This window comes from Vogesella sp. LIG4 (genome assembly GCF_900090205.1).
Classification (GTDB): Bacteria; Pseudomonadota; Gammaproteobacteria; order Burkholderiales; family Chromobacteriaceae; genus Vogesella.
Genome location: NZ_LT607802.1, coordinates 898,352 through 911,306, shown reverse-complemented (window position 1 = coordinate 911,306; position 12,955 = coordinate 898,352). Strand labels below are relative to the sequence as shown.

The 12,955-nt window shown below is 65.6% G+C and carries 11 protein-coding genes; all 11 read left to right on the top strand.

From position 1 onward, the window contains the following. Positions 1 to 115: 115 nt before the first annotated feature. The 11 genes from gatB to murG all read left to right on the top strand — a co-directional run bounded on the left by gatB (position 116) and on the right by murG (position 12,941). Positions 116 to 1,543 (top strand): Asp-tRNA(Asn)/Glu-tRNA(Gln) amidotransferase subunit GatB, encoded by a 1,428-nt coding sequence (gatB, locus tag PSELUDRAFT_RS04345; protein WP_088965676.1) that lies wholly within the window; start codon positions 116 to 118, stop codon positions 1,541 to 1,543. 297 nt (positions 1,544 to 1,840) lie between these two features. Continuing rightward, positions 1,841 to 2,287, top strand: a complete 447-nt coding sequence (gene mraZ / locus PSELUDRAFT_RS04340) for a division/cell wall cluster transcriptional repressor MraZ (RefSeq protein ID WP_088965675.1) — start codon at positions 1,841 to 1,843, stop codon at positions 2,285 to 2,287. Then, on the top strand, positions 2,284 to 3,243 hold the full coding sequence (gene rsmH, locus PSELUDRAFT_RS04335) for a 16S rRNA (cytosine(1402)-N(4))-methyltransferase RsmH (RefSeq protein ID WP_088965674.1): 960 nt from the start codon (positions 2,284 to 2,286) through the stop codon (positions 3,241 to 3,243). Before mraZ ends, rsmH begins: the two co-directional genes overlap by 4 nt. Further along, positions 3,240 to 3,518, top strand: coding sequence for a cell division protein FtsL (gene ftsL / locus PSELUDRAFT_RS04330; protein ID WP_088965673.1), 279 nt, complete (start codon positions 3,240 to 3,242; stop codon positions 3,516 to 3,518). Before rsmH ends, ftsL begins: the two co-directional genes overlap by 4 nt. Beyond that, on the top strand, positions 3,515 to 5,263 hold the full coding sequence (locus PSELUDRAFT_RS04325) for a penicillin-binding protein 2 (RefSeq protein ID WP_088965672.1): 1,749 nt from the start codon (positions 3,515 to 3,517) through the stop codon (positions 5,261 to 5,263). Before ftsL ends, PSELUDRAFT_RS04325 begins: the two co-directional genes overlap by 4 nt. After that, positions 5,260 to 6,750 (top strand): UDP-N-acetylmuramoyl-L-alanyl-D-glutamate--2,6-diaminopimelate ligase, encoded by a 1,491-nt coding sequence (locus PSELUDRAFT_RS04320; protein WP_088965671.1) that lies wholly within the window; start codon positions 5,260 to 5,262, stop codon positions 6,748 to 6,750. Before PSELUDRAFT_RS04325 ends, PSELUDRAFT_RS04320 begins: the two co-directional genes overlap by 4 nt. Beyond that, on the top strand, positions 6,734 to 8,098 hold the full coding sequence (murF, locus tag PSELUDRAFT_RS04315; RefSeq protein WP_088965670.1) for a UDP-N-acetylmuramoyl-tripeptide--D-alanyl-D-alanine ligase: 1,365 nt from the start codon (positions 6,734 to 6,736) through the stop codon (positions 8,096 to 8,098). The genes PSELUDRAFT_RS04320 and murF overlap by 17 nt, the downstream gene beginning before the upstream one ends. A gap of 5 nt (positions 8,099 to 8,103) precedes the next feature. Next, positions 8,104 to 9,186: a phospho-N-acetylmuramoyl-pentapeptide-transferase gene (gene mraY, locus PSELUDRAFT_RS04310; protein ID WP_369800105.1), complete on the top strand. Its 1,083-nt coding sequence runs from the start codon at positions 8,104 to 8,106 to the stop codon at positions 9,184 to 9,186. 10 nt (positions 9,187 to 9,196) lie between these two features. Next, entirely contained in the window at positions 9,197 to 10,561 is a 1,365-nt protein-coding gene (gene murD / locus PSELUDRAFT_RS04305; RefSeq protein WP_088965668.1) for a UDP-N-acetylmuramoyl-L-alanine--D-glutamate ligase, read from the top strand. Continuing rightward, entirely contained in the window at positions 10,561 to 11,721 is a 1,161-nt protein-coding gene (gene ftsW / locus PSELUDRAFT_RS04300; protein ID WP_088965667.1) for a putative lipid II flippase FtsW, read from the top strand. Before murD ends, ftsW begins: the two co-directional genes overlap by 1 nt. A gap of 128 nt (positions 11,722 to 11,849) precedes the next feature. Then, positions 11,850 to 12,941 (top strand): undecaprenyldiphospho-muramoylpentapeptide beta-N-acetylglucosaminyltransferase, encoded by a 1,092-nt coding sequence (murG, locus tag PSELUDRAFT_RS04295; protein WP_088965666.1) that lies wholly within the window; start codon positions 11,850 to 11,852, stop codon positions 12,939 to 12,941. The last annotated feature ends 14 nt before the right edge of the window (positions 12,942 to 12,955 follow it).

The window sequence follows — 12,955 nt, the reverse complement described above, 5'->3', positions numbered from 1 at the left end:
GTTTTCGCCTTGTCTCGCTCTAGCTCGCGAGATCGTGAACACGCGCTAATCGCGATTAATGTAAAGGTTGGCCGCATGCGGCCAACCTTCTGAACAGAAAAAGGATTTTCCAATCATGAAATGGGAAGTCGTTATCGGTCTTGAGGTGCACGTGCAGCTCAACACCGCTTCCAAGATTTTCTCCGGTGCCAGCACTGCCTTCGGCGCCGAGCCGAACACCCAGGCATCGCTGGTGGAGCTGGCGCTGCCGGGCGTGCTGCCGGTGATGAACAAGGCGGTGGTGGACAAGGCCATCCGCCTGGGGCTGGCGCTGGACGCCACCATCAACCAGAAGAACGTGTTTGCGCGCAAAAACTACTTCTACCCCGACCTGCCCAAGGGCTACCAGATCAGCCAGATGGAGCTGCCGATTGTCGAGCACGGCCGGCTGGCGATCCTTGTTGGTGACGAGGAAAAGGTGATTCGCGTTACCCGTGCGCACATGGAAGAAGATGCCGGCAAATCGCTGCACGAAGACTTCCACGGCATGACCGGCATCGACCTGAACCGCGCCGGCACCCCGCTGCTGGAGGTGGTGTCCGAGCCGGACATGCGCTCGCCGGAAGAAGCGGTGGCCTACGCCAAGACGCTGCACACCCTGGTGACCTGGCTGGGCATCTGCGACGGCAATATGCAGGAAGGCAGCTTCCGCGTGGATGCCAACGTGTCGGTGCGTCCGTTCGGCCAGGCCGAGTTCGGCACCCGCCGCGAGATCAAGAACCTGAACTCCTTCCGTTTCCTGGAGCAGGCGATCAAGTACGAGATCCAGTGGCAGATCGATACCATCGAAGACGGTGGCAAGATCCAGCAGGCCACCGTGCTGTTCGACCCGGACAGCGGCGAAACCCGCATGATGCGCAGCAAGGAAGATGCGCACGACTACCGCTACTTCCCGGATCCGGACCTGCTGCCGGTGCGCATCAGCGACGAACAGATCGCCCGTACCCGCGGCGAAATGCCGGAACTGCCAGGGCAGATGAAGGCGCGCTTTGCCGAGGCATTCGGCCTGTCCGCCTATGATGCCGCGCTGCTGACTTCCAGCCTGGCGCTGGCGCAGTACTTCGAAGCGGTGGCCACTGCCACCGGTCAGGGCAAGCTGGCCGCCAACTGGATCAACGGCGAAGTGGCCGCGCGGCTGAATCGCGATGGTCTGGATGTGGCGGCCTGCCCGATTTCCGCCGAGCGCCTGGCTGGCCTGGTGGTGCGCGTGGCCGACGGCACGCTGTCCAACAAGCTCGCCAAGCAGGTGTTCGATGCGCTGTGGGACAGCGATCTCACAGCCGACGCGGTCATCGAGCGTGATGGCCTCAAGCAGGTGTCCGATGTCGGTGCCATCGAAAAGATGGTGGAAGAAGCCATTGCGGCCAACCCCAAGGCGGTGGAAGAGTTCCGCGCCGGCAAGGAAAAGGCGCTCAACGCGCTGGCTGGCCAGGTGATGAAGGCATCCAAGGGCAAGGCCAATCCGGCCCAGGTGCAGGAAATCCTGAAGCAGAAACTGGCTTGATAGCAGGCTGAACTATCCTCCGGCGGCGCACCCAGGCGGTGCGCCGTCGTCTTTTCGGTTGTGGTTGATCTTGTCAACGGCATGATTTCACACCCGTTCTCTGGTTGTTTCTGTAAGCCGCTGATTTGTCTTGATTTCTCATTCTTTGCATTCCGGTAAGTCATTGTCGCCAAAGGCGAATTGGCTCTTTTTGATGTTGACCGGGTACTGCCGTTTCCCTATAGTGGCGAAAAGTGGGGTGAAGTGGGTAATTGTGGGGCGACGGCCCCTAACTTTTCGGCGAAGTGTCCAAGCAAAATGATCGGCGGCGTAAGTCTTGTCTCTCTTGATGCCAAGGGGCGTCTGGCCATTCCGGCCCGGCACCGGGAGACACTGCTGTCCGCGTTTGGCCACAAGCTGGTTGTTACCCTCGAATCCTCCGATCACCTGCTGATCTACCCCGAACCCAACTGGAAACCCGTCGAACAGCGCCTGCTTGCCCTGCCCAGTGGCAACCCCACGCTGAAGCGCTATCAGCGTCTGGTGCTTGGACACGCCGAAACGCTGGAAATGGACGCCGCCGGCCGCATCCTGCTGCCTTCGCGGCTGCGCGAGCTGACCGGGCTCGACAAGGACGTGGCACTGGTGGGGATGGGGAACCGCTTTGAACTGTGGGATGCCGCCGGCTGGGACGACCAGACCAGTGCGGCACTCGACATTGATCCTGCTGACCTTGCGCAGCACCTTGGAGATTTCACGCTTTGACCGACGCCGTTTACGTTCACCGCACGGTGCTGCTCGACGAGGCCGTTGCGGCCCTCGCCATTCGTCCGGATGGCGTTTATGTCGACTGCACCTTCGGGCGCGGCGGTCACAGCCGGCTGATCCTGTCCCAACTGGGGCCGCAGGGCCGGCTGATTGCCTTCGACAAGGATCCGGAAGCCATCGCCGTGGCCACCGCGCTGGCCGCGCAGGACGCGCGCTTTACCATCGTGCACAACGGTTTTGAAACCTTCACCGCCGAGCTGACCGCCCTGGGCGTGGCCGAGGTGGATGGCGTGCTGATGGATCTGGGCATCTCCTCGCCGCAGATCGACGATGGTCGCCGCGGCTTCAGCTTCCGTTTCGATGCGCCGCTGGACATGCGCATGGATACCACCCGCGGCATCACTGCCGCCGAATGGCTGGCGACTGCCGCCGAGGCCGACATTGCAGAGGTAATCAAGACTTATGGTGAAGAGCGGTTTGCTCGCAAGATCGCAGCAGCCATTGTTGCGCAAAGGGCTGAGCGTCCCCTCGAAACGACGCGTGAGCTCGCCTTGCTCGTTGGGAAGAACGTCCGCACTCGGGAACCGGGTCAGGACCCCGCGACGCGAACCTTCCAGGCGATAAGGATTTTCATCAACCGCGAACTGGACGAACTGAAGGCAGTGCTGCCGCAGGTAGTGGGCCGGCTGAAGCTGGGCGGCCGCCTGGCGGTGATCAGCTTCCACTCGCTGGAAGACCGCATCGTCAAGAACTTCATTCGCGAAGCCAGCACCACCGACCGCCTGCCGTCCTGGGTGCCGGTGCGCGCCGCCGATATCGCCGAAGCGCCGATCCGCGCGGTAGGCAAGGCGCTGCGCCCCGGTGACGAGGAAGTTGCGGCCAACCCGCGTGCCCGCAGCGCCATCATGCGCACTGCCGAGCGTACCGGCGGCGAGTGGAAGGGGGTAGCGTGAGCCTCAACAAGCTCAATGCCTTCCTGCTACTGGCCGTCATCGGCTGTGCGATGTCGGTGGTGACGTCGCAGCACCTGTCGCGCCGCCTGTACAACGAGCTGGAAAAACAGCAGAAGCTGTCGCGCCAGCTGGACGTGGAGTACGGCCAGCTGCTGCTGGAGCAGAGCACCTGGGGCGCGCACGCGCTGATCGAGAAGGCCGCATCCGCCCGCCTGGGCATGCTCACCCCGAGCCAGCGCCAGGTGTTCGTGATCACCCCGGAGGGCGTGCGATGACCCGCGTGTACTCGCCGCCGATCCGCAATACCGTCAAGCCGCACATGCGCCTGGCGCCGGGCCGCGTGGCCGTGGTGCAGGGCGTGCTGGCACTGCTGCTGCTGGCGCTGCTGTCGCGCGCCATCTACCTGCAGGTAGTGCAGCAGGATTTTCTGGTCAACCAGGGCGATGCCCGCTTCCGCCGCACCATGGTGCTGGAAGCCAACCGCGGCGTGATTACCGACCGCAGCGGCGAGCCGCTGGCGATCAGCACCCCGGTGCAGTCGATCTGGGCCAGCCCGGTGGACATGAGCCCGGTACCGGCCGACAAGTTGGCCGCATTGTCGCGCCTGCTGGAAATGCCGCAGGACGAGCTGCAGCAGAAGCTGGGCGACAACAAGCGCGAATTCGTCTACCTGAAGCGGCAGATCAGCCCGCAACTGGCGCAGCAGGTGATGGCGCTGGGCATCCCGGGCATTGCCAAGCAGCAGGAATACCGCCGCTACTACCCGGCCGGCGAGATGCTGTCGCACGTGCTGGGCTTCACCGGCGTGGACGGCAAGGGCCAGGAAGGCCTGGAGCTGACCCGCGAGAAGATGCTGGCCGGCAAGCCGGGCAGCCGCACCGTGATCAAGGATCGCCGTGGCCACATCATCGAGGACGTGGCCGCCATCGACCCGCCGCGCGACGGCCAGACCCTGACGCTGTCCATCGACAAACGCATCCAGTACCTGGCCTACCGTGAAATCACCGCCGCCACCGAGCAGTTCAAGGCCAAGGCCGGCGGCGTGGTGGTACTGGACGCGCAGACCGGCGAAGTACTGGCGCTGGCCAACAGCCCGTCGTACAACCCGAACAACCGCGCGGTGCTGGAGCCGGAAATGCGCCGCAACCGCGCCATTGTCGACATGTTCGAGCCCGGCTCCACCATGAAGCCGTTCACCGTGGCCATGGCCATCGATGCCGGCAAGGTCACCGCGAACACGGTGTTCGACACCCGCCCGTACATGATCGGCCCGGCCACCGTGCGCGATTCGCACCCGAACCCGACGCTGACCGTGACCGGCATCATCCAGAAGTCCTCCAACGTCGGCGCGTCCAAGATCGCCGCGATGTTCAGCCCGGAACAAATGTGGACTTTCTACCGCCAAAGTGGTTTCGGCCAGAGCCCGCAGTCCGGCTTTCCCGGCGAAACCAGTGGTCGCCTGCGTGACTGGCAGACCTGGCGCCCGATCGAACAGGCCACCATGTCCTTCGGCTATGGCGTGAACGTAAGCCTGCTGCAGCTGGCGCGCGCCTACACCATCTTCACCCACGAGGGTGCGCTGCTGCCGCTGTCGTTCACCAAGCTGGCGGTGGCCAATCCGGGCCGCCAGATCGTGAAACCGGATACCGCCAAGACCATGCGCCAGATGATGATCTCGGTTACCGAGGAAGGCGGCACCGCGGTGCGCGCCCAGGTGCTGGGCTACCACGTGGCCGGCAAGTCCGGTACCGCGCGCAAGCTGGTGGGCGGCCACTACGCGCAGGACAAGCACGTGGGTCTGTTCGTCGGCTTTGCGCCGGCCACCCGTCCGCGCCTGATCGTGGCAGTGATGATCGATGAACCAAGCATCGGCGGCTACTACGGCGGCACGGTGTCCGGCCCGGCCTTCTCCAACATCATGGCCGGCAGCCTGCGGATTATGGGGGTAGAGCCAGATGCTCCCTCCAACAACAAACTGATTCCGGAACAACAGATTTCGGAAGTGCGGGAAGAAACATGAAAACCACGCTGATCGACCTGCCGACCTGGGACCCTGCCGTGCTGCAGGGTCTTGGCGTAGCCGTGAGCCGCGTTGAAACCGACAGCCGCCGCGTGCTGCCGGGCGACCTGTTCCTGGCCTGTCGCGGCGAGTTCACCGACGGTCGCGACTTCATCGCCGCCGCGCTGGAAAAAGGCGCCGCCGCGGTGCTGTGGGACGACGCCGACGGTTTTGCCTGGAACCCGGCCTGGCAGGTACCCAACCTGCCGGTGGCCAATCTGCGCGCCAACGCCGGCATCGTGGCCGCCCATATCTACGGCCAGCCCAGCCGCGACATGGCGGTAATCGGCATCACCGGCACCAATGGCAAGACCTCGATCTCGCACTGGCTGGCGCAGGCTTATGCGCTGCTGGGCGAGAAGGCGGCGCTGATCGGCACCGTGGGCAACGGCTTCTACGGCGAACTGACCCAGACCACCCACACCACGCCGGACCCGATCACCGTGCAGCAGAAACTGGCGGAATACCGTCGCCAAGGCGCCAGCGTGGTGAGCATGGAAGTCTCCAGCCACGGCCTGGACCAGTTCCGCGTCAACGGCGTGGCATTCCGCACCGCGGTGTTCACCAACCTCACCCGCGACCACCTGGACTATCACGGCAGCATGGAGCAGTACGGTGCCTCCAAGGCCAAGCTGTTCCACTGGGAAGGTCTGCAGCACGCGGTCATCAACGCCGACGACGCCTTCGGCCGCACCCTGGCCGCCGGCATCGACAGCAGCAAGACCCGCGTCATCAGCTACGGCCTGGAGCAGGGCGATGTGCGCCCGCTGAGCCTTGCGGCCAACCTTGATGGCTTGCAGCTCACCGTTACCACGCCGTGGGGCGATGCCGAGATCAAGAGCCCGCTGCTGGGGCGCTTCAATGCCGCCAATATGCTGGCCTGCCTGGCGGTGCTGTGTGCCAACGGCGTTGCACTGGAAGCCGCCGCCCGCGTGCTGGGCAAGATCCAGCCGGCGCGCGGTCGCATGCAGCGCATCGGCAGCAGCCTGGAGCCGCTGGTGGTGGTGGACTACGCCCACACCCCGGACGCGCTGGACAAGGCGCTGGCCACCCTGGCCGAGATCCGTCCGGCCGGTGGCAAGCTGTTCTGCGTATTCGGCTGCGGCGGCGACCGCGACACCGGCAAGCGCCCGATCATGGGCGGCATCGCCGAGCGCATCGCCGACGTGGCGGTGGTGACCAGCGACAACCCGCGCAGCGAAGACCCGCAGGCCATCATCAACGGCATTCTGGCCGGCATGCAGGCGCCGGGCCATGTCGAAATCGACCGTGCCGCCGCCATCCACTGGGCGGTGCTGCAGGCGCGCGTCGGCGACGTGATCCTGATCGCCGGCAAGGGCCACGAGGAATACCAGGATATCGCCGGGGTGAAGCACCCGTTCTCCGATTTCCGCGTTGCCGAAGACGCACTCACCGCCTGGGGGGCCGCGCATGCTGATGCTGAGTGAGGCCGCCCGCATCCTGTCCGGCACACTTGCCGGCAGCGACGCCCGCTTCCAGCGCGTGGTGACTGACAGCCGCGCGGTGCAGGCCGGCGATCTGTTCGTGGCACTGAAGGGCGACAACTTCGACGCCCATGACTTCGTGGCGGACGTGCTGGCCAAGGGCGCCTTCGCCCTGGTGCGCCGCGACTTCGCCGCCGCTGGCGGCAGCCTGATCCGCGTCGACGACCCGCGCCTGGCGCTGGGCACGTTGGCCGCAGACTGGTGCGCGCGCCTGAATGTGCAGCGCATCGGCATCACCGGCTCCAACGGCAAGACCACGGTCAAGGAAATGGTGGCCGCCATCCTGCGCGCCCACGCCGGTGACGCCGCGGTGCATGCCACCGCCGGCAACTTCAACAACGATATCGGCCTGCCGCTGACGCTGCTGGCGCTGACTCCGGCGCACCGTTACGCGGTGATCGAGATGGGCATGAACCATCACGGCGAGATCCGCTACCTGAGCGGGCTGACCCGCCCGCAGGTGGCGCTGGTCAACAATGCGCTGCGCGCCCATGCCGGCCACTTTGCCGACACCGCCGACATCGCCCGCGCCAAGAGCGAGATCTTCGAAGGCCTCACCGCTGACGGCGTGGCCATCATCAATGCCGACGACGAACAACTGCCGGTGTTTGCCGCCGCCGCTGCCGGCCATCGCCAGCTGCGTTTCGGCCTGAACGCCGCCGACGTGAGCGCGCGTGACATCGCGCTGCAGCCGGAAGGCAGCCGCTTCACCCTGGTATGCGCCGCCGGCGAACAGGCGATCAGCCTGCCGGCCGCCGGCGAGCACAATGTGCGCAATGCGCTGGCCGCCGCCGCGGTAGCGCTGGCGCTGGAACTGCCGCTGGCCGCCATTGCCGCCGGCCTGGCTGCCTTTGGCGGCGTGAAGGGTCGTCAGCAGCTCAAGCGCGCCGCCTGCGGCGCCACGCTGATCGACGACACCTACAACGCCAACCCGGATTCGATGAAGGCCGGCATCGATGTGCTGGCCGCCTACCCGGCGCCGCGCATCTTCGTGATGGGGCAGATCGGCGAGCTGGGTGAGGGCGCTGCGGCGCTGCATGCCGAGGTGGGCGCCCATGCCCGCGCGCGCGGCATCGAACAGCTGCTGTGCCTGGGCGAGCTGAGCCGCCATGCGGCCAACGCCTACGGTGCCGGCGCACAGTATTTCGACGATCTGCCGGCGCTGCTCGCCGTGCTGGATCAGCAGGTTTCCGCCACCAGCACGGTGCTGGTGAAGGGTTCGCGCTTCATGCGCATGGAGCGGGTGGTGGAACACCTGCAGACACAACAACAAGAACACGGGAAGGGCTAAACGTGCTGCTATTGCTGGCCGATCTGCTGCGCGAACACATCCGCGCATTCAATGTACTGAACTACGTCACCCTGCGTGCGGTGATGGCGGCGCTGACGTCGCTGGTCATCTCGCTGTGGATGGGGCCGTGGGTGATCGCCAAGCTCACCGAGCTGAAAGTCGGCCAGGCAGTGCGCAGCGATGGCCCGCAGACCCACCTGGTGAAAAGCGGCACCCCGACCATGGGCGGCACGCTGATCCTGCTGGCCATCACCGTGACCACCCTGATGTGGGCCGACCTGTCCAATCTCTACGTGTGGATCCTGTTGCTGGTGACGCTGGGTACCGGCGCGCTGGGCTTCTACGACGACTGGCGCAAGGTGGTGTACAAGGACCCGAAAGGCGTCTCCGCCCGCTTCAAGATGATCTGGCAATCCAGCATCGCCATCGCCGCCGGCGTGTTCCTGCTCACCACCGCCAAGCTGCCGGCTTCCACCGAATTCATCGTGCCGTTCTTCAAGAACATCGTGTACCCGCTGGGCGGCATCGGCTTCTGCATCCTGACCTACTTCGTGATTGTCGGTACCTCCAACTCGGTGAACCTCACCGACGGTCTGGATGGCCTGGCGGCGCTGCCGGTGGTGCTGGTGGCCGCTGGCCTGTCGATTTTCGCCTACGTGGCCGGCCACGCGGTGTTCTCCAAATACCTGGGCATGCCCTTCGTGCCGGGTGCGCATGAAGTGGTGGTGTTCTGTGCCGCCATCTGCGGCGCTTGTCTGGGCTTCCTGTGGTTCAACGCCTACCCGGCGCAGGTGTTCATGGGCGACGTGGGCGCGCTGGCGCTGGGCGCCGCACTGGGCACCGTGGCGGTGATCGTGCGCCAGGAGATCGTGCTGCTGATCATGGGCGGACTGTTCGTGACCGAGGCACTGTCGGTGATGATCCAGGTGGGCTCGTTCAAGCTCACCGGCAAGCGCGTGTTCCGCATGGCGCCGCTGCATCACCACTACGAACTGAAGGGCTGGAAGGAAACCCAGGTGGTGGTGCGCTTCTGGATCGTGACCATGATGCTGGTGCTGGCCGGCCTCGCCACCCTGAAACTGCGTTAAGGACTACGTGATGCGCTTCGACAACCGCCACATCATCGTCATCGGCCTGGGCGACACCGGCGTTTCCGCCGCGCGCTGGCTGCTGGCGCATGGTGCGCGCGTCACCATCGCCGACAGCCGCGAACAGCCGGCCAATGCGGCCAACGTGTCCGCCGAGTTGGGCGTGCAGCTGCGTCTGGGCGCTTTCAGCGATGCCACTTTCGCCGACGCCGACATGCTGATGGTGAGCCCGGGCGTCAGCAACCGTACCCCGGCCATCGCCGCTTTTGCCGCCCGCGGCAGCGAGGTGGTGGGCGACGTGGAGCTGTTCTGCCGCGCGATTGCCGGCCAGGGCAGCAAGGTCATCGCCATCACCGGCTCCAACGGCAAGAGCACCGTTACCAGCCTGGTGGGCCACCTGTGCGCCAGCGCCGGGCTGGACACCATGGTGTGCGGCAACATCGGCCTGCCGGTGCTCAGCGCCCTGGCCGAGCGCGAAGCCGCCGGCAAGCAGCCGGATGTGTGGGTGATCGAGCTGTCCAGCTTCCAGTTGGACACCACTACCAGCCTGGCTGCCGATGCCGCCACCGTGCTGAATATTTCCGAGGACCACCTCGACCGTTACAACGACCTGCTGGACTACGCGCACAGCAAGACTGCCATTTTCAGTGGCAACGGCGTGCAGGTGCTGAACCGCGACGACGTGTTCTGCCGCGCCATGGTGCGCCCCGGCCGCCCGCTGCGCTGGTTCTCGCTGCGTGAACTGGCCGATTACGCGCTGCAGCAGGCGGCTGGCCGCTACCAGCTCGCCATCGGCGGTGCGCCGGTGTTCGACTGCGCCGACATGCAGCTGCAGGGCCTGCACAATGCGGCCAACGCCCTGGCGGCACTGGCGCTGTGCGAGGCCATCGGTATCGAGCGCGCACAGCTGCTGCCGGCGCTGAAAACCTTCCGTGGCCTGGCGCACCGCGTGGAATGCGTGGACGAATTCGGCGGCGTGATGTTCATCGACGACTCCAAGGGCACCAATGTCGGCGCCACCGAGGCGGCACTGAACGGCATGACCCGCAAGGTGGTGCTGATCGCCGGCGGCGACGGCAAGGGCCAGGACTTCACCCCGCTGGCAGCAGCCTGCGCGCGCATCGCCCGCGCCGTGGTGCTGATCGGCCGCGACGCGCCGGCCATCCGCGCCGCGCTGGCCGGCAGCGGCGTGCCGCTGTCCGACTGCGCCACGCTGGAAGAAGCCACCCGCAGCGCCGCCAAGCTGGCGCAAAGCGGTGACGTGGTGCTGCTGTCGCCGGCCTGCGCCAGCCTGGACATGTTCAAGAACTACGCGCATCGCGCCCAGGTGTTCATCGACACCGTGGCGGCAATTCGCGCCGGGGAGCAGCACTGATGATCAGCCTCGGCCAGCGCAACACCGTAACCGCCATCACCGCGCTCGACGAAGGGCTGATGTGGGCGATTGCGCTGCTGCTGTCCATCAGCCTGGTGATGGTGTACTCGGCATCGATTGCTTATGCCGAGGCCGACCCGGCCACCAACAACCGCTACTTCTACCTGTTCCGCCACATGATCTTCATGACCATCGGCCTGGCGGGCGCGTGGATGACATTCCAGATTCCCACCGCGTGGTGGCAGCAGTACGCCGGCAAGTTCTTCCTGTTCGCCGGCTTCCTGTTGTTGCTGGTGCTGGTGCCCGGCATCGGCAAGGTGGTGAACGGCTCGCGGCGCTGGATCAACCTGCTGGTGCTGAACCTGCAGCCGTCGGAAGTCATGAAGCTGGCCGCATCGATCTACGCCGCCGACTACACCGTGCGCAAGGCGGCCAAGCTGCACAGCTTCCGCCAGGGCTTCCTGCCTATCCTGATCGCCATCGTGTTTGTGGCGCTGCTGCTGCTGCTGGAGCCGGACTTCGGCGCGCTGATGGTGGTGATGAGCATCACCATGGGCATCGTGTTCCTGGGCGGCATCAACCTGCGCATCTTCGCCGGCCTCGCCGCCATGGCGGTGGTGGCGATTGCGGTGCTGATCATTACCTCGCCGTACCGCCTGAAGCGGGTGCTGGGCTTCCTCGACCCGTGGGACGACCCGTACGGCAAGGGCTACCAGCTGAGCCACTCGCTGATCGCCATCGGCCGCGGCGAATGGTATGGCGTGGGGCTTGGCGGCAGCGTGGAAAAGCTGTTCTACCTGCCGGAGGCGCACACCGACTTCATCATGGCGGTGATCTCGGAAGAATTCGGTTTCATCGGCATCTGCGTGGTGCTGGGCCTGTATGCCTGGATCGTGCGCCGCGCCTTCCACATCGGTGTGGAAGCGAAAAAGCTGGAGCGCTATTACCAGGCGCTGGTGGCGCAGGGTATCGGCATCTGGCTGGGCATCCAGACCTTCTTCAACGTTGGCGTGAACATGGGTTTGCTGCCGACTAAGGGCCTGACCCTGCCGCTGATGTCCTTCGGCGGCTCGGCCATGCTGTGCAACCTGGCCTCGCTGGCAGTACTGCTGCGAGTGGATTATGAAAATCGACGCCTCATGCGGGGTTTCAAGGTTTGAAGCCGCTCATCAGGCTGCCGCAAGGTAGCAAGCCGCGCAGCGGCGCAGGAAAAACAGGTTTTGGGTTTTAACAATGTACCTCGCGGCCAACGTTGGCCGCAGGCAGACACAAGGCAGAGAAGGTAAAGATGACAAAGCGTACGGTCATGGTGATGGCAGCAGGCACGGGTGGACACATCGTCCCCGGCATCGCGGTGGCACGCGAGCTGCAGAACCGTGGCTGGGACGTGGTGTGGGTCGGTACCGAGCGCGGTATGGAAAACAAGCTGGTGCCGCCTACCGGCTTCCCGCTGGTGCGCCTGCCGTTTCACGGCGTGCGCGGCAAGGGGCTGTTCGGTTCGCTCAAGGGCGTGCTGCAGCTGGGCGTGGCCTTCGTGCAAAGCATGCGCCTGATGTTCCGCCACCGGCCGGACGTGGTGCTGGGCATGGGCGGCTATGTCTGCCTGCCCACCGGTCTGGCCGCCGCGCTGCTGTGGAAACCGCTGGTGATGGTGAACGCCGACGCCGGCCTGCTGCTGAGCAACAAGGCGCTGCTGCCGTTTGCCGACCACCTGGCCTGCGGCTTCGACGGCGATGCCGCCAAGCTGAAGAAGGCGGTGGTGACCGGCAACCCGGTACGTGCCGAGATCGAGAACATGCCGGCGCCGGCACAGCGTTTTGCCGGCCGCAGCGGCCCGCTGCGCGTGCTGGTGGTAGGCGGCAGCCTGGGTGCAAAGGTGTTGAACGACACCCTGCCGCAGGCACTGGCGCTGATGCCGGCCGAGTCGCGGCCGCTGCTGACGCACCAGACCGGCGAGAAGAATTTTGTGGCCGTGCAGCAGGCGTATGCCGCTGCCGGGCTGAAGCCGGGCAGCGACGTGACGCTGCTGCCCTTCATCGACAATATGGCCGCGCTGCTGGCCGAGTGTGACGTGATCCTGTGCCGTGCCGGCGCGATCACCGTCAGCGAACTGTGCGCTGCCGGCGTGCCCAGCATCCTGGTGCCGCTGGTGGTGTCCACCACTTCGCACCAGCGCGACAACGCAGCATGGATGGCAGCCGGTGGCGCCGCCATCCACCTGCCGCAGAACGAAATGAACCCGCAGCAACTGGCTGCGCTGCTGGCCGACCTGAGCCGGCCGCAGCTGCAGCAGATGGCGCAGAAAGCCCGCGCGCTGGCCAAGCCGGCAGCGGCGGCCAGGGTGGCCGGGCTGTGCCAGGCTCTGGCGGATACGGAATAGGACGGGGCCCGCAG

What these genes read in the sequence shown, in the direction of transcription:
- gatB (WP_088965676.1), top strand. Translation starts at nt 116, where the DNA reads ATGAAATGGGAAGTCGTTATCGGTCTTGAGGTGCACGTGCAGCTCAAC.
- ftsW (WP_088965667.1), top strand. Translation starts at nt 10,561, where the DNA reads ATGATCAGCCTCGGCCAGCGCAACACCGTAACCGCCATCACCGCGCTC.
- murG (WP_088965666.1), top strand. Translation starts at nt 11,850, where the DNA reads ATGACAAAGCGTACGGTCATGGTGATGGCAGCAGGCACGGGTGGACAC.
- PSELUDRAFT_RS04325 (WP_088965672.1), top strand. Translation starts at nt 3,515, where the DNA reads ATGACCCGCGTGTACTCGCCGCCGATCCGCAATACCGTCAAGCCGCAC.
- mraZ (WP_088965675.1), top strand. Translation starts at nt 1,841, where the DNA reads ATGATCGGCGGCGTAAGTCTTGTCTCTCTTGATGCCAAGGGGCGTCTG.
- murD (WP_088965668.1), top strand. Translation starts at nt 9,197, where the DNA reads ATGCGCTTCGACAACCGCCACATCATCGTCATCGGCCTGGGCGACACC.
- murF (WP_088965670.1), top strand. Translation starts at nt 6,734, where the DNA reads ATGCTGATGCTGAGTGAGGCCGCCCGCATCCTGTCCGGCACACTTGCC.
- PSELUDRAFT_RS04320 (WP_088965671.1), top strand. Translation starts at nt 5,260, where the DNA reads ATGAAAACCACGCTGATCGACCTGCCGACCTGGGACCCTGCCGTGCTG.